This is a genomic window from Sorangium sp. So ce204, from assembly GCF_051526795.1.
GTDB lineage: Bacteria > Myxococcota_A > Polyangia > Polyangiales > Polyangiaceae > Sorangium > Sorangium cellulosum_B.
This window is the reverse complement of sequence record NZ_CP150317.1, coordinates 2,814,712-2,840,467: the sequence shown is the minus strand read 5'-3', so window position 1 is coordinate 2,840,467 and position 25,756 is coordinate 2,814,712. Positions and strand designations below refer to the sequence as shown.

Sequence of the window (25,756 nt, the reverse complement as noted above, 5' to 3'; positions counted from 1 at the left end):
CGACAGCCCCCTGGGCGGGCGGGCGGGGCCAGCTCGGGATCACCGGGCGGCGCGCCGCCGGCCGTCCTGCCGCGCCTGGCTCGCCGCCCTGACCTCGACGAGCGGATTGCGCGCCTCGGCGGCGCGCAGCCGCTCGAAGCGCTCGATCCGCGCGCGGTTGCCGCTCTGCCGCAGCGTCCGCGCGAGCACCACGCTCTTGGCGAGCCGGATGAACCGCAGGCGGTGGGCCGAGTCCACGTCCTCGACGTCTCTCCTGCCCGCCCGGGGCCCGAACTCGCGTTCGTAGGCGGCCCGGAGCCGGTGCTCTCCGTGGAGGCCCAGCGCGTCCGAGAGCCCCTCGAGCGCGGCCCGCTCCGCCGGGGTCGACCACGAGAGGACCCTGGAGTAGGGCGTCGCCATGGTCTCGTGATCGGGCTTGTTGACGAAGCGGCGCAGGAACACATCGGACGTCGCGACCGGCACATCGCCCGTCTCCTGGTGGAGGAGGGCGTACGCGAACGCCTCGTTCATCCCCACGAGCTGGTTCCGGTCGTAATCGGCGCCGTGGACGCGCTTCCCGAGGCGATCGACGCCCGAGAGGGCGGCGAAGAAGAAGCTGCTGAAATCGGTGTAATCCGCCTCATCGATCTCGGGCGTGCAGCCCGACGCGGGGCGGTCCCGGGTCGCCGCGAAGAAGCCGACGATGTCGCGCTCGACCAGCTCGCCGTCGGGCCTGCCGCCCTCGAAGAGGAGGTTCGCGAACGAGCCGGAGTAGCACTGGGCCATGACGAGGACGACGGGCGTGCCGGCGGGCAGCTCCTTCATGCGGGCAGCGAGATCGCGCACGGACAGCGCTCCGCCGCCCCAGAGGTCGAATACGTTGTTGTCGAGATCGTGCCCTGGATCCGGGCTCCCGTGGCCGGCGAAATACAGCAGCAACGGGTCGGCGGGGCGCGCGTGGACGAACCTGCGCCAGATCGCGTCGAACCCGGGGCGGGTGGTCGCCCCGTCGATGCGCGGCAGCCTGGGCGCGCGGTAGCGCGTGTGGCCGCCGTCGAGGAACTGCACGCTCCGCGTGCCCCGGCGCCCGTCGGCGAACAGGACGCGCCGCTCCGCCCAGGCCGGGAGCAGCGACTGGAAGTACCGGATGTGGCCTTCGATGGCCACCTGGTTCATGGGCGGCCTCGGGCCGCCGCCCACGACGAGCGCGCGCCAGGCCGCGGGCTCGGGGGAAGCCGCGGAAGGCAGGGCCGGCGGGGCGAGCGAAGCCGGGGGCGCCTGCGGGGTGGCCGGCGCGGGGCGCGGCGGGTGAGCCTGCGGGGCGGCCGGCGCAGGGCGCGGCGGCCGCCCCGGCGAGGGGGCTGGCGCACGGCGCGGCGGGCGCACTGGCGAGGCCGCCGGCGCGGGGCGCGGCGGGTGGGCCTGCGGGGCGGCCGGCGCGGGGCGCGGCGGGCGCGCGCCCGCGGTCGCGGTGGTCGCCGTGGCGACGGCGATCACAGCGACCCGGAGGAGCAGATGGTGCGCGGCGGTCACGTCCTCGGCCTCGGCAGCGCGCACATCGCGGCGCTCGATTCTAGGTAGCACGAGCGGCGCCCCCGCGTCGATACGCGCTCTCTCGATCTCTCGGCCGCCCAACCGGGTTGGCCCGGCCCACGTGGGTTACATCGAGCGCGAGCTACAATGGGGACGCCTGGTTCCGTGGCGAGCGCCACCGGGATGCTTTCACTGCGTACACGTGTGCCTCCATGAGGGCGCCGCGCGTCGCGTGTCGGGCTGTTTCTGTCTGCCAGGCAGTCTGTCTGTCAGCATTCGAGCAGTCAGTCTGTCGGCCTGTCTGCTTCAGGTTCAAGCGGATCCAGGGGAACGCGCTCTCCGACGAGGACCTGCGCCGGCCGGCAGCATTTCGCCGCAGGCGGGGCAAATTGTATCGCCGAGCCCATCGTCGACCACAGCAGAGCTCCCCTGCTTTCACCACGGTCTCCGCGTGGTGGCCGCGACGCGTCGCAGGCACGACGGCGCGGTTCGGCAGCGCGACGGGCTCCGCGGCGCGCTCGGTCCAGGGAGCCGCCGTATGGCCGAGGTCGTCCATCGCGTGCCCGGATCTTCTCATCGGCCTCTGGCATGCGGATTGCCGTTCCCCGCGCCGATGCACGAGCACAGGAGGGAATACCATGTCGGCCAGCTCATCGAAGACGACCATCGATCATGACGAGATCCGCCAGTGGGCCGAATCGCGCGGAGGCCGCCCGGCGACGGTGAAGAGCACCCAGGAGGGCGGTGAGCCTGGCATCCTCCGCATCGATTTCCCCGGGTACAGCGGGGAAGGCACCCTGGAGGAGATCTCGTGGGAGGACTTCTTCGACAAGTTCGAGCAGTCGAACCTCGCCTTCGTGTACCAGGAGAAGACAGCGGACGGGCAGCCGAGCAACTTCTCGAAGCTGGTGAGCCGCCCGGACGATGTCGGCGGCAAGAAGGCGAAGCAGGGCAAGCAGAAGTCGAGAAAGGCGGCCTGAGCCCGGGAGCCAGCGTCCGGGAGGGAGACCGGCAGAGACCGGCAGGCGGCAGGAAGAGCGATGCGGGGGCTCAGCGCCGGCGCGCGGGCGCCGTCGGGGCGGCGTCGGGCGCGCGCGACGCGCCTGACGCGCGCGACGCGCCCGACGCGCTCAACGCATGGGTTCTCTGCCACGCCGCGGCGTGCGCGAGCAGCGCGTCCCGGAGCTCCGCGGCCGCGCCCTGGAGCTCGCCGCCGCGCCGGCGGACGAGATAGAAGACCTTGCGCGGCAGCTCGGGCAGCGGGCGCGCGGCGAGGCCGCGGGGGAGGCGGCAGCAGGCGTTGACCACCGCGATGCCGACGCCGAGCTGGACGAAGTGGAGCATCAGCTCCCAGCCGTTCGCCTCGACCGCCGGCTCCCAGCGGACACCGGCCGAGAGCAGCGCCTGGGCGAGCAGGGCCCGGTGGGGCCGCGACGGGCCGGGGACGACGAGCCGCGCCCCCTCGAGGTCGCGCAGCCGGATGTGGCGCTTCCGGGCGAGCGGGTGGCCGTCAGGGACGACAAGGACCTGCGCCACCTCGGTGAGGCGCTCGGCGGCGAGCCCGTCCGGCGCCCCCTCGAGCGGCGCGACGCCGAGGTGCGCCTCGCCCGCCGCGACGGCCTCGAGCGTGCCCTCCCGGTCGCGCGTGAGCAGCCGGAGCGGGGCGGCGGCGCGCGCGGAGAAGGCGCGGATCCCCTCGCCGAGCAGGTAGAGGTACGAGCCCTCCCCGGCGCAGAGCACCACTGGCTCCCGGCTCTCGCCGTGGCGGAGCACGTCGAGGAACGAGCGCGTCCGCTCGCCGACCTCGCGCCCGAACGCGGCGACGCGCTTGCCGTCGGCCGTGAGCTCCAGCCGCTGCCCGCGCCGCTGGTAGAGCGTGACGCCGAGCGCCTCGCCCAGCTTGCCGATCTGGGCGTGGAGCGCAGGCTGCGAGACGTGCAGCGCCCGCGCCGCGCGCGTGAAGTTGAGGTGCTCGGTGAAGACCACGAAGGCGCCGAGCCAGTCGAGGTTGAGCATGGCGGCAAGCTATCGCGAAACGCGATAGCGGCTCCAGAAATACTTCTTCCGGATGATAGCCTGGCGTCTATTCTTTCCTCGTACCGATTCCCTTCACGGTTTCGGTCCCGGTCCCTGCACCGTCCAGGGACCTTCCGGAGGCCCCTGCGTGCCCGCGCGAACCGCGGGCCGCGGCCCCGGTTCACGAGACGGGAATGGAGCTTGACGATGGGCCGCGATCGCTTGACCGACACGAGCAAGAAGCTCTCCTGGCTGCTCCGCCACGCGGCGCCCTCGCAGGGCGTCGCCATGGACGACGCCGGCTGGGTGGCCGTGGACGACGTCCTCAAGGCGCTCCGGATCTCCCGGCCGGTGCTCGACGAGGTGGTGGAGAAGAACACGAAGAACCGCCTCGAGATCCGCGGCGACCGGGTGCGCGCCTCGCAAGGGCACTCGCGCGACGGGATGCCGGTGACGCTCGCGGGCCTCGAGGCGTCGTGGGAGGAGGTCCACGGCGACGCGTCGATCTGGCACGGCACCAGCGTCGACGCCGTGAGGGGCATCGCGCGCGACGGGATCCGGCCGGCGGCGCGCACGCACGTCCACTGCACCGACGCGCTCGGCAGCGCAGTGGGCAAGCGCGCGAAGGTCGACGTGATGCTCGAGATCAGCCCGGCGAGGCTCCGGGCGCGCGGCGTGCGCGTGTTCCGCAGCCAGAACGGGGTGATCCTGGTGCGGGAGGTGCCGGTCGAGTGCCTCGTGGGGCTGATGCCCATCGTGGCGCGGGCGCAGCGGGAGGCCGAGGCGCTGCGGGCGCTGCTCTTCGGCGACCGGTCGCGCGGCGCGGCGTGATGTCCGGAAAGGCCCCGGCGCTTCGCGAGACGCGGATCATCCCGTCCGACCGCGGCGACCGCCCGTAGATGCCGTTGCCCTGCGTGTTGTGCTTGCGGAACGGCTCACACGACATGCGACCGGGCTTGTCCTGCAAGGCCAGCTTGCCGTCGACGTGCACGAAATGCTCGCGGCGAATGTGCTCCTCGCCGCCCTGCTTGGCGCCGTGATTCGACGTGTTCAGCGCGAGCCGGGGGCGCCGCCCCCGACGAGACGGTGTCAGAGCACCAGTGATCTCGACCCGCTGGTGTCTCGATTACATCGGCACATTCCGCTTTGCCGAGAGCTCGAGCGGCAGCCTGGCCGGCCTCCGTCGATCGAGCACGATGGCCCGAGGGCTGGGGATGTGCATCACTCGCTCGCCTGGTTTTCTCGGGCTTTCGAGCTGCTCGAGTACGAGCCCCGCGTGCCCTCGGAGGACGGGCTCGGCCGGACGGCGGTCTACCTCTCGGACTTGCAGAAGAGCGGGCGCTCGGAGAGCGGAGGCGAAAAAGCGGGCGCTCGGAGAGCGGAGGCGAAAAAGCGTGCCCGGGCGGGCTCGGGTGAGGCCTCGGGGCCTGTGATTGGCCGTTGACATGGTAAGCCTACCGGGTAGCATGCGCGGGTCCATGCGCGAGCCGCGCCTGATGAGCGTCAAGAAGCCTGTGCTTTATGTGGTGAGCCCTTGCTACAACGAAGCAGAGGTCATCGGTGCATTTTACGACGCGCTGAAGGCTGTTCTTTCTTCGCTGAAGGACATCGATCACCGCATCCTGCTCGTCGACGACGGCAGCAGCGACGCGACGCTCGACGAGCTCAACGCCCTCGCCGACCGGGACGAGCGGGTGCTCGTGTACTCGTTGTCCCGCAATTTCGGGCATCAGGTGGCCATTTCGGCGGGCATCGCGAAATCGCGCGGGGACGCGACGATCGTGATGGACTCGGATCTCCAGCATCCGCCGACGCTGATCCCGGAGATGCTTGATTCGTGGCGGGCGGGGCATGACGTCGTATCGGCCGTCCGGAGGAGCACGGACGACGCCACGCTCTTCAAGCGGCTGAGCTCGGATGGGTTTTACACGGTCATCAACTGGCTCAGCGACACCCGGATCGAGCCTGGCGCGGCTGATTTCTGCTTGATGTCGCGCAAGGCGCGCAAGGTGCTCGCCGGTATGCCCGAGCGGCACCGGTTTGTCCGGGGCCTCGTCGCGTGGATGGGCTTTCGCCGCGCGTACGTCCCGTACGTCGCGCCGCCTCGCGCTGCGGGGCATTCGAAGTATTCGTTGCGGAAGATGCTGCGGCTCGCGCTCGATGCCGTCTTCGCGTTCTCCGTCGCGCCGATCCGGCTCGCGACCCGGGTCGGCGTGGGGATCGCCGCGCTCGGGGCGCTTTACCTCGTGTACGTCATCGGGCGTGCGTTATGGCTGCACGACACGGAGCCCGGCTGGAGCTCGCTGCTCGGCACGCTGCTCATCCTGGGCGGGCTTCAGCTCGCGTTCACGGGGCTCATTGGTGAATATCTCGCGCGTATATTCGAGCAGGTGAAGGGCAGGCCCCTTTACGTTTTCAAACAAACCCCCGAAGAGCGCCCGAGGCGCGCGACGTCCGCTGCGGCCAAGAAGAACGCACGGACGGAGGCGCCCCTCGAGCTCGCGAATGAGCAGGGATGACGATGTCAAGCCGCGTGCCCGATCAACGAGAATACTCCCACGACCGGCTCGGTGATCGCTTCGAGAGAGCGCTCTCCCAGTACGATACGCAGCGCCGCGTCGAGACGCTCGTCGACGAGTTTCTCACGGACGAGATGGTCCGCGGCAAACACGCGCTCGACGTCGGCTGCGGCCTCGGGTACTTCAGCGAGGCGCTCGCGAAGCGCGGGGCCATCGTCACGGCCTGTGATCTCGGCCCGAACCTCGTCGAGGCCACGCGCAAGAGGGTCGGCTGCGAGGCCGTCGTCGCCGACGCCCTCCGCCTCGTCGATCAATTCGGCCGCGATCGATTCGATCTCGTGCTCTCGTCCGAGTGCATCGAGCATACCCCGGATCCGCAGGCTTGCCTCCGGCAAATGGCGGGGGTGCTCAAGCCCGGCGGGTATCTCTCGCTCAGCACGCCGAATCTCTTGTGGCAGCCTGTCGTCCGCCTCGCGTCTCGCCTCAAGCTTCGGGCTTTCGACGGCCACGAGAATTTCAGCACGTGGGGGTCGCTCGCGCGTCCGCTCGGGGACGGGGGGGTCAAGATCATCCGGCGCAAGGGGCTGCACCTCTTCCCGTTCCAGTTTGGCCTCCACGAGCTCTCTCGTTCTTTCGACGAGCGTCTGCAGGTCGCCTCCCGGCTCATGATCAACCTTTGCATCCTCGGTCGCAAGGACCCTGAGTAGGGCTTCTGGCCCGTGGCGTCGAAGAATTCGCAGGATTCGCGGAGGAGGCTCCTCAGGCTCGGTATTCAGCTCGTGGGGCCTCTGCTCCTCGTGCTCGTTTTCCTTCGTATGCGCGACTCGCGCGTCGCGCTCGACGCCCTGCTCGCGGCCGACGTCGCGCCTCTGCTCCTCGCCCTCGCCGTGAACCTCGGCGTTTTATGGTTCAAGGTGCTCCGCTGGGATGTGCTGCTCGCGGCGCGTGGGCGTCGCCTCCCTCGGGCGCGGGCCTGGACGTCGTTCCTCGCCACCGTCTACGTCGGCCTGATGACCCCGGGGCGCGTGGGCGATGTGTTGCGGGTCCAGTACCTCCGGCACGACCTCGAGATGCCTTATGCCGAGGGGATGGCGCTCGTCGTGCTCGACAGGCTCTTCGATCTCTATGTCCTCCTCGCGTTCGTCGCGGTCGGCATTGCTCGTTTCTCCGGCGTCATCGCCGGAGATCTCGCGAAGATCACCTGGCTCGGCGTGGGCCTCGTCGCGCTCGGGCCGCTTGTCCTTTTCTATCGTCCGCTCGCTCGTCGCGCGGTCGGCGCTGTGTATCGGCGCCTGCCCGGTGATCTCTCGAGCGAAGGGTTCGAGCGTTTCCTCGCCGCGCTTCGGGCGCAGCGGGCGCGCCACGTCGGGCTCGCGCTCTTGCTCTCGCTCTCCGCGCTGCTCTTGAATTTCCTCCAAGGTTACTGGCTGGCTGGCGCGCTCGGGGCTCCCATTGGTTTTTTCGATGTCTGCTGCCTGCTCGCCGTCGCCAGCCTGCTCGGCTTGCTGCCGATCTCCGTCTCTGGCATCGGCGTGCGCGAGCTCTTTTTCTCGCTCGTGTTTCCGGTGCTCGGTTATGCCTCGGAGAAGGGCGTGGTCTTCGGGCTTGGCGTCTTCCTCGTCATTTACGTCGCCGTGGCCGTACTGGGGGTCCTGAGCTGGCACCTCGCTCCGCCGCCCATCGGGGAGCCTCCCGCTCGTTTGCCGGCGCCGGAGTCGTTCCCCAAAGACGCGGCCAAGCCTTCGTGATGAAGGGCACCGTCGACCAGGACGATTGAAGCCGATTCGGAGGGATGATCACCTATTCACTGTCGACGAACCATCAAGCCCATCGAGTCGTGGAAGTTCTTCAAGCAGTTCTGACCGACGTCCTCGCCGCGGGCGGACCCCTCGCCATCCGTCGCGGCGAGCCGCTTCCAGTCAGATGCCGGCCCCGCGCGCCAGGAGGACCATCCCCGTCCCCATCACGGCGGCGCCGGCCCAGCGCAGCCCCCGCGACAGGGACTCTCGACCGGCGGTGAGCTCGCCGAGGACGAGACCGCAGAGATGAAGCACGGTCGTGCTCAGCAGAAAGCCCATGGCATACAGCGCCGGGCTGACCGCATGAGGCATCTCCAGGCCGTGGGCATGTCCGTGAAAGACGCCGAACATCGCCACGCACCCGGAGAGCAGGAACGGTGAGGAGCCGCGGGTCGTGGTGACGATGCCGAGGCCGAGCGCCGCCACCGACGCCGCGATGCAAAGCTCGCCCAGGGGCATGGGCCATCGCGCCATTCCCAGGAGGCCGCCGACCAGCATCGCGGCGACGAACGTGGCGGGGATCCGGAGGAGGTGCTTTCCACCGAGCTGCGAGCTGACGACACCGACGCTCACCATCGCGAGCAGGTGGTCCGCGCCGAACACCGGATGGAAGAGGCCCTTCAGAAATCCCGCATCGGCGCCGCCCGGGTGCGCCCAGCTCACGGAGGGCCACGAGACGAGCGCGGCGACGAGCAGGGCGCGCGCGCCGGGACAGGAAGCCCATCCCATCGTCTTCTGGATCGTGGATTTCATGAAGCGCCTCTCTCGTCAGGCGTTCGCCGCGCGCGCCGCCGTCGATGCAGGATCGCTGTGGAAGAGCTTGTAGGCGAGCGCCGCGAGCAAGAGCTCGGTCCCTGCGATGAGCACGTTCGGGTAGAGAGGGATGCCCGCGACGACCGGGAGCGGCACCTCGGGTCCCGCGAGCAGGCTGGTCCCCGGGATGAGCCACGTGATGTAGAAGAAGGGCGTCCAGATGATGACGACGATCCAGGCCGCCACGTTGAACCCGATCTGCGGCTCCATGGACCGCCGCCACACCATCCACAATCCGACGATGGACACGCCGCACAGGATGAGCAGCATGAGGGCGTCATGAAAGCGCGCGTGCTCATGCCATGCAGGGTTGAACAGGTGGGTTTTATTCCAGTCCACGCCGACAGCGACGATGGCGCCGCTCGCCAGAACGAACGTGAGAACGACCCTTCCCAGGGTGCTTCGGTTCATGGTGACAGGCTCCTGACTCTCGTTGGTTGAATAGCCCGCTTCCCTCTTCGGCGCGGCCGCCTTGCGTTGAATTCATGGTAACGGTGGGACGTGGCCGCGGCGCGTGCGTGTGCAGGTCCAAGAACCCGCGGACCTGGTGCTTGCCCGAGGCATCGACGGACGACACGGCCGTGAGCCCGAGCTTCTCCTTCCGCACATGATCATTCATGGGCTCTCCGCGGTGAATCACGGGTGAATCACGGGTGAATCACGGGTGAATCACGAAGATCATAGCCGCCCATTCACCCAAACAACAATAGATTGATCCAATCGATCGATTTGATCTGCTGATTGATCCATGGTACGGTCGAATGTCGTGGACCTACGACACCTTCGCTATTTCCTGGCCGTCGCCGAAGAACGCCATTTTGGCCGCGCGGCGCGGCGCCTGCACATCGTTCAGCCGGCGCTGAGCATGCAGATTCGGGCGCTCGAAGACGAGGTCGGCGGCGCGCTGTTCGTGCGGACGAGCCGGCGCGTGGAGCTGACCGAAGCCGGCGCATTGCTGGTCGTCGAGGCGCAGCGGGCGGTCGCGCAGGCGGAGCGGGCCAAGGCGATCGTCCAGCAATCGCTGCGCGGCGACATCGGCAAAGTTCGCATCGGTTACGCGGGCAACGCGATCCTCACTGGCAAGATGACGGACCACCTGCGAGCGTTCCGCAAAGCCCATCCTGCCGCGGAGATCGAGCTGCGCGAGATGCCACCTTCGAGGCAGGCGGAAGCCGTGTTGGCCGGCGAGGTTGACGTCGGCTACCGCTCGGCGTTCGCTCTCAAGGTAGATCCGCGGTTGAGCGTCCAGCCGATCGGCGCTTGGCCGCTGGTGGTCGCGATGGCAGAGGAGCACACGCTCGCGGCGCACAGGCGCGTGACGCCGAAGATGCTCGCCGGAGAGCCGCTCATCATGTTCCCATCGGAGGAGGCCGGCGGCGACGTGCTGAAGAGGTTGATTCTCGTGACAGGACGCGAGCCGCGCCGGGTCCACCGCGCCGACACCACCTTGAGCATGCTGTCGTTGGCCGGCGCAGGCCTGGGCGTGGCGCTGGCTCCACAACCGCTGATTCAGGTGAAGGTTCCCCGCGTCGTCTATCGTCCGTTCATCGCGCCGAAGGACGTCTTCGCCGAGCTGCTCCTGATCGGCCGCGCCGACGAGACCGCCGGCGCTGTACGCGCCTTCGTGAAGCTAGCGTCCGGCTCCTCGGATCGGGCCACCTCACGGTCGCAAGCTTCCTCGACCGCCCGATAGCCGCCACGCTTGCCCCGAGCTCGGCGCGCGGCACCCCGACATGGCGCCCGCCCCCCATGGGTTTCAGGGATTGAACGTCGCGACGAAGATGTCGGAGCCGCCGGCGTGGGGGATGGGGCCGGTCCCGAAGTCGACCGCCGCGCTCGCAGCCCCTGTGAGGGCGATCATGCCGCTCGGCGAGATCGAGATGCCATGTGCGCGGGCGCCGAAGCTGAGGGTCCAGAGCTCGGCGCCGCTCGGGTCGAGCTTGGCGAGCCCGTCTCCGGCGACGACGACGTTACCAGCGGAATCGAGCGCGAGCGCGTCGCCGAAGGGAATCGAGTCGCTGAACACGTGGGCCCCCGCGGCGTCCAGCTTGAGGAGCACGGGGCCAGCGGGCAGCACGCCGCCGCCGAGATCGACGGTCCCGTCCGTGATGCCGGCCACGAAGACCTCGTCAGCCGCATTGACGGCCACCGACCAAGCCGCCTTCCACGCGCCGCCAGGGGGGATCGACGGATCCGGCGCGAACGGGCGGCTCCAGAGCGCCGCGCCGGTCGGGTCGAACTTGCTGACCGTCAGATACCCTGCGTCGGCCTGCGGTGCGGTCACGGTCAGCGCGTTGCCCGCGCTGTCGATCGCGAGATCGGCGCCGTAGTCCAGGGACCTGAAATAGTCCTCCGGGCCGGGAGGGGGCGTGATCCTGTGTTTCCAGAGGACATCGCCGCCAGGGCTCAACTTTGACAGGTAGGCGCCGTTCGCCCAGAGGTCGACGTAGACCAGGTAGGTGTTGCCGAGCGCATCGACGGCGATCCGCTCGGGAACGCTGTAGCTCTCGATCGCGTCCGACGTGTAGATGGGCGCTTGACTCCAGATGGCCTTGCCATCGCGGTCGAGCTTGGCCACGAAGGCTACGGTATTGTGGGACGGCTCGAAGGGGGGGAGGCACTGGTTCAGCACCCTATCGCCGCCACCCGAGTATGTGCCGGCGAGCAGGAGGTCGCCGTTGCCATCGACGGCCATGACGAGCGGGTGGCCGCTCGTCAGGCGCTCGCTCCAGAGCGGCGCGCCCGATGGATCGAGCTTGAGCAGGAAGTGGCGTCCGGGCGGGGAGGTCAGAGGGCCCACGCCGAAGTCGACGGTTCCTGTGAAGCTGCCGGCGACATAGTAGTTGCCTGCGGCGTCGCTCGCGATGTTCAGGCCCTCGTCGGCGCCGGTGCTGCCGAACCCGCGCGCCCACGACAGCATGGGGCAATGGGGCTCGCCGTCGCAGCTCTCGTCCTCCGGCGTGGAGCAGAGCTCCTCGGCAGGCGTGACCTCGCCCACGCAGGGGCCGAAGCCAAGGCCGCTGGGCCGGCAGGTCTGCGTCCCCGCAGCGCAGGGTCCGACGCCCCTGGTCCCGGCAGGGCCGGAGTAGCACGCGATGACCGAGCCCGGCACGCACGTCTCGGATGGGTCTCCGCCGTCGCTGCCGCCGCCGTCGCTGCCGCCGCTGCCTCCTCCCTCGCCGCTCGCGCCGCTCGCCGGCGGATTGAATGTGGCAGCATAGATATCCCAGCCTTCTGTGTACTCGATCGGGCCGGTCCCGAAGTCCACAGGGCCGCTCACAACGCCGGTGACGGCGACCGCGCCGTTCGGGGAGATGGCGATGTCCGCTACAGAGGCCGCGAAGTCGCGCGTCCAGAGCTCGGTGCCGCTCGGGTCGAGCATCGTGAGCCCACCCCCGCCGAGGAAGATGTTGTCCGCGGGGTCGACCGCGACGTTGCCGGTGTGGCGGGCGGGCTGGGTGAACACCTCCTCGCCGTCCTGATCCAGCTTGATGACGGCTCCCTCGACCAGCACGAGGATCTCGCCCGCCGAGTTGACCGCCACCTTGCCACGGAATCCGTAGTCGTCCAATCTCCGGGACCAGAGCAAATCCCCATCCGGAGAGAGCTTCGAGACGTACGTGTAGAGGGCGATGAAGTTGCCATCGACACCTGCTTCATTCACTGTCACCACGTTGCCGGCGCTGTCGAGCGCGAGGTTCATGTGGAAGCTCGGGCTGCCCGGAGTGCTACGCCTCCAGAGGACATCGCCCATCGCATCCAGCTTCACCACCGCTGTCGCGTCCTCCAACCCGATGGCGACGTACACGTCGTCGAGAGCATCGATGGCCACCTTCGTCGCCCAGGTAGGATGCGAAGGGTAGAAGCGGAATCCATCGCTCCAGATGTGATTGCCGTCGGGGTCGAGCTTGGCCATGAATTGCCCGGAACGATCGGACGGAGCCGGCAGGGCGCACCCGCCGAAGCCGAGGTCCATGACAATGCCAGAGAAGTCGTCCTCGTAGTTGCCGACGATCAGGACGTTGCCGTTTCCGTCGATGGCCAGGGCATCTCCTGTCTCGCGCAAGGGGGTGCCGAAGCGCTTGCTCCAGAGCGGCGCGCCCGAGGGGTCGAGCTTGAGAAGGAAGATGTCGCTGTCACCGGCGCTGGTCAGAGGGCCGGTGCCGAAATCGGCCGTTCCTTTGAAGGCGCCGAGGATGTAGTAATTCCCCATGGCGTCGACGGCGATGGTCGATGTGGGAGTGGTGGGCTCGATGCCGAACCCGCGCGCCCAGGCGGCCGGTTGCAGGCAATGGGGGTCGCCGTCGCAGCTCTCGTCCTGCGGCGTGGCGCAGACCTCCGCAGCAGGGGTGATCTCACCCGTGCAGGGCCCGTAGCCGAAGCCGTCAGGACGACAGGTCTGCGTCCCGGCCGTACAGCGCCCGACGCCGTTGGTCCCCTCGGGGCCGGAGTAGCACGCGACGATGGATCCCGGCACGCATGTTGCCGGCGAGCCGCCGCTCCCGGTCGAGGTGCTCTCGTCGCCGCCGCCGTGGCCTGCGGAGCCGCCGCTGCCCGTGGCTGCGGAGCCGCCGCCGTGGCCTGCGGAGCCGCCGCCGTGGCCTGCGGAGCCGCCGCTGCCCGTGGCTGCGGAGCCGCCGCCGTGGCCTGCGGAGCCGCCGCTGCCCGTGGCTGCGGAGCCGCCGCCGTGGCCTGCGGAGCCGCCGCTGCTGCTGCTGCCGGGCCCGCTCGGACCGCATTCATTCGTGGGGCCGAGGGCGGCGAGGAGCAGAGCGGCGGAGGCACGCCGGTGAAGCCCGGAAGGCGAACCGATGGACTCGAGCGGTCTTGCCATCCCGCCTCTGATGCTCGAGGCAGACGCCGCATTCATGCCGCGAGCGAGCGACGACGCGCGTCCGGGGGCCGAGGGACAAGGAGACGCGGCCACAGCGCCGTCTCCCGCGCGTGATTCGTGGCCACCCCACGCCTCGAACGCCACCTCGTCCTGAGCCGACCATCACGGCCGTGACCGGGAGCGCTCACCCCCGCGATGGCCATCGAACAGCCCGCGCGATCGAGCATCAACCATCGTGAGCGTCAACAGACAAAGGCGAGCGCAGAGCGCGGCGCCTCAGAAGGCGGCGTCGCGGAGCTTCGCCTTGTACTCCGCCTTGTACAGATCATGGCAGGCCTTGCAGCTCGCCTTGGCGCCGTCGATATCGCCCTTCTTGGCCTTCTCCGCGCCGTCCTTCGAGATGGCGACCCACTTCGGCATCCCGGGCGGCGGCTTCGACGCCACATAGTCCAGCGCCGACGCGATCTTCGCGCCGTCGCCGCTCGTGGTCGCCGACTGCATCACCGTCTTCATCCAGCCCTGCATCGGACAGGCCTTCTGTCCTTTGGCGCCGCAGCCGAAATCCTTCCCCTCGGCGACCGACGCGGGGACGTCCGCCGTCGCGCCCGCGGCCCATGCTGCGCTCGCAAAGCCGCCAGCAAAGCCCATGCTGACGCTCATGATCATGGCCCCCATCAGCTTCATGCTCAACGACATCTGGCGTCTCCTGATCCGGTGAAAGGCAAGCTCAACCCCCCATTGCAGCCCCAAATGTGATCGTTCACATTGCCGACGTCAATCCAAATCGGCCGAGGATGAGGCGAGCTCTTGGCCGGAGCGCGCGCTCGAGTCCTCGCGCACAAGACGCGCACAAGAGGCGATACCCGGGGCGCCGGCCGCCTGCGGCATCGAGCGCCAGCCGTCCGTGCGCAGGCCGACATCGAAGCGCCAGCCGTCCGTGCGCAGGTCGGCATCGAGCGCGTCGAGCCTGCGATCACCGCGGTCCGGCGCCCTCCCCCCTGTGACGCGGCGCTCCGGAAGAGCCCGCCAGCGCTGTCGTCCCTTCGGGATCGGGGATCCCGCCCGGGCCGGTCGATTGGGTTTGACACCCGGAATGTGATCGTTCACATTTCGAAAGGGTATACTTGTGCTTTGCCCTGGGGGGGTCGTCCTGCGTGCCTTTGCGTGGGCTGTCCTCTCATTGATGGCGCCTCCGTCGAGTCAGCACCAGGGGTGCGGGGCGCCGGCAATTTCGCTCGCGAGAGGATTCAACGTGCGCTTAAATACAACGTTCTACCGAGCAAGAAGAATGACCCTGTCGGCGATGGCGCTGGGCCTCGTCGCCGCGATCCCCTCCCCCGCTCGGGCGGACAACCCGATCGTACAGACCTTCTACACGGCCGACCCCGCGCCCATGGTGCACGAAGGCAGGTTGTACCTCTACACGTCCCACGACGAGGACGTCACGGTGAACAACTTCTACACCATGAACGACTGGAGGCTATACTCCACCACGGACATGGTCAACTGGACGGACCACGGCTCGGTGGCGGGCTACAAGTCCTTCAAGTGGGGAACCGACAATGCGTGGGCGCCGCAGGGTATCGCCAGGAACGGCAAGTACTATCTGTACGTGCCGCTGAACAACAACAGCGGCGCGAAGATCGGCGTTGGCGTATCGGACAATGTGGCAGGTCCGTTCATGGACCCGCTGGGAAAGGAGCTGGCCGTGGCGCCCGGAGGCGGCAACATCGACCCGACGGTGTTCGTCGACGACGATGGACAGGCCCACATGTACTGGGGGAATGCCAAGCTCCGGCACGTGAAGCTGAACTCGGACATGATCAGCACCTCGGGAAGCATCACCGAGGTGCCGTTGAACGGCTTCACCGAGGGGCCGTGGCTCCACAAGCGAGGGTCGCTGTACTACCTCGTCTACGCCGCCATCGCCGGGACCGAGAAGATCAGCTACGCGACCAGCAACAGCCCGACCGGGCCCTGGACCGTCCGCGGCGACATCATGGGCGCTGGCCGGACCTACACCAACCACGCCGGCATCGTCGACTACAAGGGGCACTCGTACTTCTTCTATCACAACAGCGCATTGCCGGGCGGCAGTGACTTCAAGCGCTCGGTCTGCGTGGAGGAGTTCACCTACGGCGCCGACGGCAGCATTCCGAAGATCATGATGTCCACGAACGGACCGTCCGCCGTCGACACGCTGGATCCGTTCAAGCAAGTCGAGGCCGAGACCATCGCCTTCTCGTCCGGGCTCAAGACCGAGGTGTGCACCGACACCGGCGCCGGCATGAACGTAACGTCCATCAGCAATGGCGACTACATCAAGGTGAAGGACGTCGATTTCCTGGACGGCGTGACCTCTTTCGAGGCGCGGGTATCGTCCGCAGCCGGCGACGCGAAGATCGAGCTCCACCTCGACAGTCAGAACGGCACGCTCCTCGGGACGTGCGACGTCTCGGGCGCGTCGTCCTGGACCACAAAGACCTGCGCGGTCAGCGGGGGCAGCGGGAAACACGACCTGTTCCTGAAGTTCGTCGGTGGCGGCGGCGACCTCTTCAAGTTCAACTGGTGGCGGTTTACCGGACCCACCATGCCGGGCGACGGGGGCGACGGCGGCGGAGGCGGTGCCGGCGGCTCGGACCCGGGAGCGGGCGGCAGCGGTGGCAGCGACGGCGCCGGGGGCGCGACCTCGGGCACCGGCGGCAGCGCCGCCGCCGGGGGCACGACCTCGGCCAGCGGCGGCTCGGTCACCGGAGGCACCGGCGGAACGACCGGCTCCGCCGGCCCGAGCAGCAGCGGCAGCGCCGGCCCCTCCGGTGGGAACGACGCGGCCGGCGACGACTCGGACGGCTCGTGCGCTTGCCGGGCGGGCGCGAGCACCGGGGGCGGCGGGCTCGCCGCCGCCCTCTGGCTTGCCGCTTCTGCGCTCGTCCTCGGGCGTCGGCGCCGGTAGGCGCTCGGCGGGTGGAACCAGGAGCGGGCGCACCTCAGGCGCCCGCTCGCGGGCGGCGCGGTCGTCCGGCTCGTGCCGTCATCCCTTGACCGTGACGAGCGGCCAGAGTCGCGCCACGCGCCGCGCGATCCCCGCCTCCTCGACGGAGCGCACCACCGGCGTGATGGGCTTGTAGGCATACGGCGCCTCCTCCTTCATCCGCTGGTGGTACTTCGCGAGGATGTCGCGCCGCCGCCGCACCTGGGGCGCGTCGGGGTCGAGCGGCGTCACGACGTGCAGCTTCTCGACCGCGCGCCGGTAGACGTCCTCGTCCGCGTGCGCGGAGCGGCCGCGCGTGAGGCTGCGGCCCGCGCCGTGGCACGCGCTCGCGAGCAGCGCCGCGTGCCCCGCGCCCGCGAGCACCCAGCTCGAGTCGCCCATCGAGCCGGGGATGATCACCGGGTCGCCGGTGTACGAGAACGCTCCGCCCTCGCCGTCGGGTCCCCCGGCGGGCGTCGCGCCCTTGCGGTGCAGGTAGCGCGGCTCGGCCCCGTCGGGCTCCCAGATGAGGTTGTGCGGCGCGTCGTACACGAGCGAGCTCGTGACGTGACGGCCAAGGACCTCCCGCATCGCGCGCACCACCATGAGGCCCAGGAAGAGGCGGTTCGCGAACGCGAAGTTCGCGGCGTTCCGCATCGCGTCCAGGTAGACGGAGGCCTCGTTGGCGTGGGGGCCCACCGCCGGCAGCACGTAGAAGCCGTGCGCCGGATGGGGCACCCCCGCGGGGTACAGCGCGCGGGCGCGCTCGTTGAAATAACCGCCGACCGCGTGTCCGAGCCCGACGGAGCCCGCGTGGGCCATGATCGTGACGGCGTTCTTCGAGAGCCCGAACGAGCGCGCCGTCGCGCCGTCGACCAGCTCGTCGACGGCCTGTATCTCGACGAAATGGTTGCCGCCGCCGACCGTGCCGATCTGGACGTCACGGCCGTCCGCCCGGCCCGACGCCTGGATGTACGCGTCGAACGCGAACGTCCCACGCGCGGGGAGCCCGCCGTGGAAGTGCACACGATCGAGATCCGCGCGCTGGGCCCGAGGATCGTAGTGGGCCCACAGGCCGGTGCGGGCGTTGTCCGCCGCCGTCTCGTGCAGCCCGGACAGGCCGTCACGGAGCATCGCCGCGCGCTGGCGCGGCGACATGGGGATATCGCGCTGGCCCTGGAAGAAGATCGCGCGGAGCCGCTGCTTCAGGGCGCCGATGTGCGGCGCGAGCTCGTCCCGGTCCACGTCCGTCGCGAGCAGGCGCATGCCGCAACAGACGTCGTTGCCGACGGCCTGCGGCACCACGAACCCGCGGGCATCCACGACGGTGCCCACGGGGATGCCCGCGCCCTTGTGAAAGTCGGGCGTGAGCACGATGGAGCGGATCTCGCCGGCCGTGCCGCCCCAGAACGGGGCAATTCTGCCGGCCTTTTCCCAGGCCTGAAGATCGCGGAGCGTGCCCTCGAGCGAGGCGAACCGGAGGAGCTCCTCGATGCCGTCGGCCTCGACGACGACATCCTCCCTGGCCACGAGGGTGATCGGGATCCCAAACGGATTCTCGATGCGGGCCGTCGCGCCATCCAGGCGACGCACCACCGCATCGAGATGCAATTTGCCAACCATGCTGCTGTCCAATCCACGAAGACGCACGCGGCCGGCGCGATCACGCGACGGGCCGCGGCTCACTCTCCCCCGATTTGGACCCGGTGCGCGAACGAGGGGATCGCACACCGCAGCAGCGGGGCTCACTATAAACCAGGAACGCCGGTCGTCAAGCGGCGCCGGCCGGCTCCACCTGCGCGGCTGGCGCGGGGGCGCGGGGGCCCGGGCGGCGTGTTCGGTCGCCGCGGGCCCCGCGCTCATCGCGGTTCAGTGGACGCTCAGCAGCGGCAGCCGCAACACCTGGAAGGGTGGGATTCCAACGCGGAACGAACACGACTGGTTCGCGAGGCTCGCGAGAGCCTGCTTGCGGTTGTCCATCTCCGCGAACGAATGGGTGAGCCCACGGTTGTCCGTCACCGTCAGCGGGCCTTGCAGGAAGGCCGAGATGCTGGGGACGCCGCCGGGCCCCGCGGGGCGGATATGGTAGAAGAGCGTGTCCGTCTCGCCCGTATGGCAGCCGCTGCACGTGTTGGACGAGAACCGAAAGCGCGCCTCGAGCTCCGCCGGCGTGTCCAGCTCCTTGTGATCCCAGAAGGTCCCGGCGTTGTAGGTCGACGCGCCGCCCATGAAGGGCACGCCGCCGCGGTCTTCGGGCATCGTGTAGCCGGGGCTCATGGAGGCCAGGATCTCCGTGAGCAGCGCGTCGCTGCCGTTCAGATCGATCGGCGCCGGGGTCGTGCCCGGGACCGACGTGAAGCTCGCCTGGTGCTCGCGGGGGTTGTTCTTGGTGGTGGTCTGTTGCAGAGGTCCGCTCCCGGGGCGGATCACGAACTCGCGCATCTGCCAGATCCCCGTGAGATCGATCTCGTTCGTGCGCAGCTGGTTGAGCGCGTTCTGGTTGGGGTTGCCCGGCGCGGCGCCGTTCCTCACCACCTGCTCGGTCAGCGCCTCGAGCGACGTGCCGTACGCGGGGTCGCCGGGGAGCAGGGCGCTCAGGTTGACCCATTTGTTCGCCCAGTCCTTGATGTCGCCGCAGCTCGTGATGGGCACTCCGTACTCGAAGATCGCCGCCGCCTCGATCGGCTGGCAGGTGTCCACGCCGTCCCTGGCGTCGCCGTCCCGATTGCCGTCGCGGACCTCCATCAGGCCGAAGACGAAGCGGAGCTCGCCTCCGTTGTTGCCGGCAGCCCCGCCGAGGTAGGGCGAGCTCTGCGCGAGGTCGGGGCGATACAGGATGGCCTGCAGCCGAAACGGCGCGATGCTGAGGTTCAACGCGCCCCCGCCGCTCCGCTGGCGCCAGGGGTTGATGATCATGCTGTCCACGTTCGCCGCGGCGGCCGCGCTCGTGGCGTCGAGGACCAGGCCCCCCGAGCTGGCGTTGACGATCTGCTGGGTGCGCCAGGAAGCCAGCCACTGCTCGACGAACTGGCTCGCGGTGAGCCCGGAGCCGATGGCCATCTGTTCCATCAGGTAGCCGAAGGTCCACTTCTTGAGCGGGGCGTTCGCGGCGATCGAGTCGCACGGGTTCATGGTGCGCGCCGGGTCCTCGATCACCGGTAGTGAACGGATCAGCAGCGATTTCTGCGGGTTGATGGCGGCCGTGGTCACGCCGCCGAGCGTGCGCAAGGGGCCGAGCTCCGCGAGGTTGGGCAAACGGATGGTCGCGCCCTTCTTCAGCGCCTCGATGTCGATCGCGCTGGTCTGCGAGATCTCGATGGGCTTGGCGGCGAAACGCGACCCCGGCTCGAACGTCTGGAGCGTGCGGGTCTTGAGCTTCGAGATCTCGCTGTTGATCTGGCTCAGCCGTTCCAGGTCGATGGGGATCGAGGCGGAGAACAAGCCATCTCCGGCCTTGAGATCCGGCTTCATCCCCGAGTCGTTGAAGGTGACCGCCTTCTCGCGCGCGTCGAGGCTCATCTGGAACGCCGTGCCTTTGTTCTCTTCGAGCACACGCTTGCGGTCGCTCGGCGCGAACTCGAGGGAGAGCACCCCGACGCCATCCGACGCGAGCCGCAGGTACAGCTGATCGACCTTGGGCGCCCGCCTGGAGGGCGCCACGATGAGCGAGTCGCTGTTCGATCCGGCGAGCTCCGGCTCTTCCGGCTCGGCGCCGCAGGCGGTCAACAGCAGGGCGCAGGTCAACGCCGCGCCTATCGTTCGATTCTTCATGGAATTCTCCATCGCTGGTCGTTGGTGCGCGCGGCGCGAAAGGCGCCCGCGCGTGACGAGAAGATCCAGACGTCTGCAATCCTCACGCAGAGCTGGACGTCTCCCCCGCCCCTGGCCACGCATCCCGGGCCGAGAAATGGCCATCCGGGCGCCTGACCGCCCGGTCGGGCAGACGCTCGCCGGTATTGCAGCTCCGGTGCCAACCGGACGGACGATCGCGCGTGGCCAGCGCTGGCCCTTCGAGCGCGTGCCAGACGCGGACACCCGCGCCTCGACGGGGTGATGCCGCAGGGCCGGACGTGCCGTTCCATGGCGGCGCATCGTTCGTGGCTTCACGCCGAAACGGACCGCCGGCCCGGCGCATCGGTCACCGTCACCGTCCTGTGACGCCCCGCTGGCTCCGCGCCGCGCGGTGCAACAGCGGGGCGCCCGACCTGTTGCGGGGACACGTGCGCGGCGCGTTTCTCCGCAGCGCAACACGGTGTATCACCGGCGTAACACCCCGGTTCATCGCAGGCGCTGGGCGCGCCAGGCGGGGCTCGGGGCTGCCTCGATGGGACGGCGAACGTGCCGCCCGCGGTAAGAAGCAGGCTCCAGCCACGCTGGTGGGCAATGCCGCGCAGCGTACACCGTGGCACGAAAGATGCCTCGACGGCGGCAAGAACCATTCAGCATCGATGGGGCCAGCTGGCCAACCGCCGCGCGTCCGTGCAAGGATGCGCGCCCACGAGGAGCGCTCACCTCGCGACTCGAGTTCAGGAGAAGGAGAATGCCTGTGACCGTAAGCCGTTTGTACATGGCGCTGGCCTGCATCGGCGTGGGTTCTTTCCTGGGGTGCGGCGGGTGCGTCGTCACGGTGAACCCCAAAGGGCCCGTGACGCCGGCGTCCACGGGTGGGCCAACAGAGCCGGTCGCTCCCCCGGGGCAGCTGCCTCACAACGGCATGCCCAAGAACGGCATCAGCGCGGAGGCGCTCCGCGCGAACAGCGAATTGCTCGAGCGCCTCAAGGTGAGCAAGCTGAACAGCCTGAAGCTCGACGATGTCAAGCCTTTCAGCTCGCAGGACCCGACGCTGGAGCCTCGCGCCGTCCAGCTGATGCACTACATCGTATCGTTTGCCCTGAAGGAAGGCCAGAAGGTGTCGGCCCGCGTCGGGAACAAGCGCTACGAGTGGAGCGGGCACATCGGGGCATGCGCCGGCGGGGGACCGCTCGGGGACTGGTTCAACGACCTTCCATCCCCGGAATGCCTGCAAGCGGTCTCCGCCGGCGTGCTCGCCCGGGTGAACGCGCTCAACAAGGTGGTCGTTGTATCCATGCGCGGCCCAGGGGATCTCGTCGCGCTCCATGACAAGGTCCCCGCCGAGACAAGGTCTCGCGAGCGGAACACGAGCACTGGCGAGGCCACGGTGATCGAGAGCTTCGCCGCTTGCAACCCTGTCGGCAGACCGGATCAGGCGACGAGCGACTGCGGGTGGTCGGCGCGCTACGTCGGGCAGTGCCTGGCCCAGAGGTCAGGCGATACAGCGCCGAGGACGGTCAAGCTCAAGCTCAACTCGGCCCACGCCCGCCCATCTCCGGTGTTCGTGCGTGTATGCGCGGGCATCCATGGATGCAACCATGTGGACTACGCCGCGGCAGATCCTCGGAGCAGGTACATCAAGCACATCAAGAGCGACGCGCTCGACGTTCCTGGCGATACGGTCGAGTTCACGTGCCCCGCGAATGGCCCTGCCGGCACACGCCTTGTCGATGAGGCGAATCCCACCTTCGAACAGATCGGGTACTTCAGCGTGATGCTGTCGGAGCGAAATTTTGCGGTCGATGTAAAAGTCGAAGGCTCGGGCGATGGCGTGAGGTATCCGGCGAAGGAGGCGGAGCTGTTCAGGTACCGCGAGGGCGCGTTCTATGGGAATATCTTCGATTCGGTGCCCAGCGATGCTCGGCCCGACGGGGTGCTCTTCGACAAGCAGTACGCGTGTTATGGCGAGGACTGGGATCAAGGGGCGGCGAACCTCGCCGACAGGCTCTGCGCGCTCCCTGCGCCCGATGCGGCCGCGCAGTGCTTCGTCCATGAGCCGAAGGCATGCTCGCCTTTCAATGGGAACCCGGGCGCCTGCACCAGGTCTGCTGGCGGCAGGCGAGCCATCTACACGCCGTGTGATGAGGCGGGCGCGAACTGGAGATACCCCGTCACGGTCTACTTGAACCATCCATGCGATCTCAGGAGCGATTCCGGGTGCTCCTCTTCGTTCAAAGGCTGGGTGATCGACCGTTCACTCAGGTAGCCTCGCCGCGAGCCGCCTCATCGACTCGACCGCCGGGACAGGGGCGTCCACCGCAGACCAGGCCTTGATCACCTGCTGGGCGAGCGCGAGGGCCCTCTGCCTGTCCCCGCGCCTCGCCGCGCGCTCCGCCTCGCGCACCGTCTTCAGGCTCGCGCCGTTCAGGGCCTCGCTGTCGTCCGGGATCGCCCGCTCCAGCCGGTCCGCGAGCTCGTGCTCCCCCTCGCGCTCGTACGTCGCGATCATGGCGTCGCCGAGCACCTCGACGAACGGCTCAGGCTCCTGCAGCAGCGGGCGCCACGCGAGCGCGGCGCCCCTCGGGTCTCCGCTGGCATGACGCTCGGCGCCCGTGATGAAGCTCTCCGTGTTCGGCAGCTCGCCTTCCGGGAACCTGACCCGGAGCTCGCGGAGCCGCTCGAAGCAACGCCGCGTCACCGCCCGGCTGGCGCGGGCGCAGACGGCGCCCATGCGGAGCGGGACGCTGATGTGGGTGCCCTCGAGGAGGGGCGGCTCCGGGTCGAGGAAGCGGGACACGATGAGGTCGGCGATCTCGCGCTCGCGCCCGAGGACGAGCGCGAGCTCCAGCGCGCGCCAGGCGATCTGGAGGCGTTGCACGCGAACAAACCCGGAATCGCCGGGGGAAATGGCCATCGCGCGCCTCGCTCGCTCGAGGGCGGCGCCGACGCCGGCCTCGCTCGCCTCGACGCGGAGGAGGAGGAGCTCGCCGCCGACCTTGTGCAGCACCTGGCTTCCCTGCCCCACCGCGAGCGCTATCCCGCGCGCCTCCTGGCGCGCTCCCTCCTGGAGGAGCCGCTCGACGAGCGTGTCGGCCACATTCATGTCCAGGGGCGAGAGGACATAGGCACGCCGCGCGAACGTGAGGGCGCGCGCGCGAGCCTGCCGCGCGGGAGCCTCGGCCGCTGCAGGGCCGGAGTCCTCGAACAGCCACCCGTACGCCTCCCACGGCATCCAGGCCCGCATTCCCTGCAACGCGCTCGCCGCGCTCGGGGTCCCGTGCGTCACCGTCGCCAGCTGCACCCAGGGCGCGCACCACTCCCCGATCGGGTTCTTCGGCTCGGCCTGCACCGCGCTGAACGCCATGTCCTTGGCGAGCGTCGTCCTCTCCGTGGCGCGCTTCTCGTCGGGCGACGGCAGCAGGCAGGATATCGTCGCCGCGAGGGTCGAGCGCCCCCAGGCCGACGCCTCGCGATCATGGAGGCGCTGGAGCTCCGCCACGGCCGTCGGGTCGACGGTACGCCGCATCATGAGATCGACGCGGGCGCGCGCGGCGAGCTCACCCGGTGAGGCGTTTGCGCTGGCCGGTGGGAGCGCGACCCCAGGCGCGGGCTCGCCGAGCGTGTAGGCGCAGCGGAAGCGCTCTCCTGGCCCCATCTCCGCGAGCCCGCCGCCGCGCGCCTCGAACCGGGCGCACTCCTGTCGGAGCCCGCCGGCGTTGTGGGTCATGGCCAGCGTCAGGTCGAGCAGATCCAGCGCCCCGTCGACCGTGCGCGCCCTCGAGTAATCGGCCACGGCGTCGTCGAGGCGCTGGGCCTTTGGCAACACCCCCGCATCGACCCAGGGATCCATGGCGTTCCTCACGGCTTCATAGAGCGCGCTCGCCCTGCCGACCGAGGACGCGAGCTCCCTGCCGTCGGCGGCCCGCAGCGTGACCGTGAGCCGAAAGGCGCGGGACGGCTCCAGGACGATCGCCCCGTCCACATAGGCCGCTCCCCTCCTGCGCGCCGCGTCCAGCGATCGCGCGCGAGCCTCCGGCCCGGCATAGGGATCGATCGGCGCCGTGTCCGCGTGCGGCCGCGGGAGCGAGAGCAGCTCCGCAGGGACCAGCGTGCGCGCCGCGCGGCCTCCGAGGAGGACCCGAGCCCGCTCGCACAACGTCGCCGCCGCGGCCGCTCCCAGCCAGCCGGCCGGCTCCTCGACCCCGGAGGCCTCCAGGATCGGACAGGCGAGCACCGCGCTGTCGGGCTCCAGCGGAGATCGCAGGACGGCGGGTGGAGGAGCAGGCGCTTGCCGGTGAGGGAACACCCAGCGGGTGGCGCCCAGGCCCATGGCGGCCAGCGCGACGCTCGAGGCCGCGATCCAGCGCCACCGGCGCGACCGATGCACGATGGCCCGCGGCGGCCGAGCGGAGCTCGCGCTCGGCGCGTCGCTCTCGGGCTCGGAGCGAGGCGGCGCGGGGCCGGGCCCCCCTGCGCCGGCGGCCACCGGGTCCGTTCGTCCCGCTGCCTCGCTCCCGCCCCGATGCCCGTCGGACTGGAACGTGTCGGTCCACGTCGATTGCTCGTCGACGGGTGGCGTCCCCTCGCGCGCCTCGGCCCCGGCGGCCTGCTGTGCTGGCAGCTCGTAGCCTGGCACGCCGAGCGCTCGCGCGAGCGCCCCCACGGCGGCGCCCGCGGTCGGGAAGCGCTGGCCCGGCGCGAGCGCCGTGGCGCGCGCGAACCACGCGTCGAACGCGGGCGGCAACGTCACGCCGTACCGCGCGGCGCGCTCGCACGCAGGCTCCTTGGGGCCCTGCAGCGCGACGAGCGCGAAGGCGACGGGGCTGTCGCCTATGGCCACTTCGTCCTCCCAGTAGGGCCTGCCGACGAGGAGCGTGAACGCGATCATGCCGAGCGCGTAGATATCGGCGGATCGTGTGATCCTGCCGTTCTGGAACTGCTCCGGCGCCATGTAGATCGGCGTCCCGGCCGCGCCGGTCGAGCCGCGCGTCGCGCCCTCGCGCAGCACCTTCGCCACGCCGAAATCGAGGATCCTGATGCGCGGGGCGTCGTTCTCTCGCTGCTCCAGGAACAGGTTGCTCGGCTTCAGGTCTCGGTGGACGATGCCGAGCTGGTGCATCTTGTCGATGGCCGGCGCGGCTTGAGCGAGATAAACAAGCACCTCCTCCGGCGCGTGACCGCCCGCGCGCGCGAGCCGCTCGCTCAAGGTCTCCCCCCGGAGCAGCTCCATCACGAGGAATGGAGTCCCCGTGGCGTCATCGACGCCCGCGTCGACGACGTCGACGAGCGCGGGGCTGTCGACCTGGCCGGACACGCGGGCCTCCAGCGCGAATCGCTCCCTCAGGTCGGCGCGATCGACCGTGTGCGGGTGCATCACCTTGAGCGCCCGCCGGCGCTCCGTCTGGAGGTCGATCACCTCGTAGACAGCGCCCATCGCGCCGGCGCCCAGGCGGCGCAGGACGCGGTAGCGAGCCGCGACGACGGTGTCCGGCGTCATGCC

18 protein-coding genes and 1 pseudogene are annotated in these 25,756 nt (G+C 69.6%); 8 read left to right on the top strand and 11 right to left on the bottom strand.

Annotated features, from left to right (window positions below):
• Positions 1–39 precede the first annotated feature (39 nt).
• A complete protein-coding gene (locus WMF22_RS10815; RefSeq protein WP_437299024.1) occupies positions 40–1,563 on the bottom strand; it encodes a hypothetical protein in 1,524 nt (507 codons plus the stop codon).
• A gap of 587 nt (positions 1,564–2,150) precedes the next feature.
• Here WMF22_RS10815 and WMF22_RS10810 point away from each other — a divergent pair.
• Complete coding sequence (locus WMF22_RS10810; protein WP_437299023.1) at positions 2,151–2,492, top strand: lipocalin/fatty-acid binding family protein; 342 nt, start codon at positions 2,151–2,153, stop codon at positions 2,490–2,492.
• A 70-nt stretch (positions 2,493–2,562) separates the two neighbouring features.
• Here WMF22_RS10810 and WMF22_RS10805 read toward each other — a convergent pair whose 3' ends face one another.
• Positions 2,563–3,528, bottom strand: coding sequence for a LysR family transcriptional regulator (locus WMF22_RS10805; RefSeq protein ID WP_437299022.1), 966 nt, complete (start codon positions 3,526–3,528; stop codon positions 2,563–2,565).
• 207 nt (positions 3,529–3,735) lie between these two features.
• Here WMF22_RS10805 and WMF22_RS10800 point away from each other — a divergent pair, with 207 nt between their 5' ends.
• A complete protein-coding gene (locus tag WMF22_RS10800) occupies positions 3,736–4,359 on the top strand; it encodes an RNA 2'-phosphotransferase (protein WP_437299021.1) in 624 nt (207 codons plus the stop codon).
• A 76-nt stretch (positions 4,360–4,435) separates the two neighbouring features.
• Here the strand turns inward: WMF22_RS10800 and WMF22_RS10795 are convergent.
• Positions 4,436–4,621: pseudogene (locus WMF22_RS10795) on the bottom strand (peptide-N-glycosidase F-related protein); the annotation flags it as partial.
• Positions 4,622–5,024: 403 nt separating this feature from the next.
• Between WMF22_RS10795 and WMF22_RS10790 the strand changes: the two are divergent.
• The 3 genes from WMF22_RS10790 to WMF22_RS10780 are packed head-to-tail and all read left to right on the top strand — an operon-like array spanning position 5,025 to position 7,795.
• Positions 5,025–6,047: a glycosyltransferase family 2 protein gene (locus WMF22_RS10790; RefSeq protein WP_437299020.1), complete on the top strand. Its 1,023-nt coding sequence runs from the start codon at positions 5,025–5,027 to the stop codon at positions 6,045–6,047.
• The gene (locus WMF22_RS10785) at positions 6,044–6,754 is read left to right on the top strand and encodes a class I SAM-dependent methyltransferase (protein ID WP_438035693.1); all 711 of its coding nucleotides are present in this window, start codon (positions 6,044–6,046) and stop codon (positions 6,752–6,754) included. The genes WMF22_RS10790 and WMF22_RS10785 overlap by 4 nt, the downstream gene beginning before the upstream one ends.
• Before the next feature lie 12 nt (positions 6,755–6,766).
• Positions 6,767–7,795, top strand: coding sequence for a lysylphosphatidylglycerol synthase transmembrane domain-containing protein (locus WMF22_RS10780; protein ID WP_437299018.1), 1,029 nt, complete (start codon positions 6,767–6,769; stop codon positions 7,793–7,795).
• 171 nt (positions 7,796–7,966) lie between these two features.
• Here WMF22_RS10780 and WMF22_RS10775 read toward each other — a convergent pair whose 3' ends face one another.
• Both WMF22_RS10775 and WMF22_RS10770 read right to left on the bottom strand, forming a co-directional pair.
• Positions 7,967–8,599, bottom strand: a complete 633-nt coding sequence (locus tag WMF22_RS10775; RefSeq protein ID WP_437299017.1) for a HupE/UreJ family protein — start codon at positions 8,597–8,599, stop codon at positions 7,967–7,969.
• Between the two features lie 15 nt (positions 8,600–8,614).
• Complete coding sequence (locus WMF22_RS10770; protein ID WP_437299016.1) at positions 8,615–9,070, bottom strand: DUF6640 family protein; 456 nt, start codon at positions 9,068–9,070, stop codon at positions 8,615–8,617.
• Between the two features lie 355 nt (positions 9,071–9,425).
• Between WMF22_RS10770 and WMF22_RS10765 the strand changes: the two genes are divergently transcribed.
• Positions 9,426–10,352, top strand: coding sequence for a LysR substrate-binding domain-containing protein (locus WMF22_RS10765; RefSeq protein WP_438035692.1), 927 nt, complete (start codon positions 9,426–9,428; stop codon positions 10,350–10,352).
• A 63-nt stretch (positions 10,353–10,415) separates the two neighbouring features.
• Here the strand turns inward: WMF22_RS10765 and WMF22_RS10760 are convergent, their stop codons facing one another.
• The 3 genes from WMF22_RS10760 to WMF22_RS10750 form a co-directional block, all read right to left on the bottom strand.
• Positions 10,416–13,493 (bottom strand): outer membrane protein assembly factor BamB family protein, encoded by a 3,078-nt coding sequence (locus WMF22_RS10760; protein WP_438035691.1) that lies wholly within the window; start codon positions 13,491–13,493, stop codon positions 10,416–10,418.
• A gap of 276 nt (positions 13,494–13,769) precedes the next feature.
• Positions 13,770–14,189, bottom strand: a complete 420-nt coding sequence (locus WMF22_RS10755) for a hypothetical protein (protein ID WP_437299013.1) — start codon at positions 14,187–14,189, stop codon at positions 13,770–13,772.
• 78 nt (positions 14,190–14,267) lie between these two features.
• Positions 14,268–14,600, bottom strand: a complete 333-nt coding sequence (locus WMF22_RS10750; RefSeq protein WP_438035690.1) for a hypothetical protein — start codon at positions 14,598–14,600, stop codon at positions 14,268–14,270.
• A gap of 181 nt (positions 14,601–14,781) precedes the next feature.
• On the opposite strand from WMF22_RS10750, the gene WMF22_RS10745 reads away from it, so the two are divergent.
• A complete protein-coding gene (locus WMF22_RS10745) occupies positions 14,782–16,446 on the top strand; it encodes a glycoside hydrolase family 43 protein (protein WP_438035689.1) in 1,665 nt (554 codons plus the stop codon).
• A 78-nt stretch (positions 16,447–16,524) separates the two neighbouring features.
• On the opposite strand, the gene WMF22_RS10740 is transcribed toward WMF22_RS10745, so the two are convergent.
• Both WMF22_RS10740 and WMF22_RS10735 read right to left on the bottom strand, forming a co-directional pair.
• Positions 16,525–18,087, bottom strand: a complete 1,563-nt coding sequence (locus tag WMF22_RS10740; RefSeq protein WP_438035688.1) for an RtcB family protein — start codon at positions 18,085–18,087, stop codon at positions 16,525–16,527.
• 246 nt (positions 18,088–18,333) lie between these two features.
• The gene (locus WMF22_RS10735; protein ID WP_438035687.1) at positions 18,334–20,235 is read right to left on the bottom strand and encodes a hypothetical protein; all 1,902 of its coding nucleotides are present in this window, start codon (positions 20,233–20,235) and stop codon (positions 18,334–18,336) included.
• Positions 20,236–21,004: 769 nt separating this feature from the next.
• On the opposite strand from WMF22_RS10735, the gene WMF22_RS10730 reads away from it, so the two are divergent.
• Positions 21,005–22,522 (top strand): hypothetical protein, encoded by a 1,518-nt coding sequence (locus WMF22_RS10730; RefSeq protein WP_438035686.1) that lies wholly within the window; start codon positions 21,005–21,007, stop codon positions 22,520–22,522.
• On the opposite strand, the gene WMF22_RS10725 is transcribed toward WMF22_RS10730, so the two are convergent.
• A complete protein-coding gene (locus tag WMF22_RS10725) occupies positions 22,511–25,753 on the bottom strand; it encodes a serine/threonine-protein kinase (RefSeq protein WP_438035685.1) in 3,243 nt (1,080 codons plus the stop codon). The genes WMF22_RS10730 and WMF22_RS10725 overlap by 12 nt on opposite strands.
• Positions 25,754–25,756: the final 3 nt, after the last annotated feature.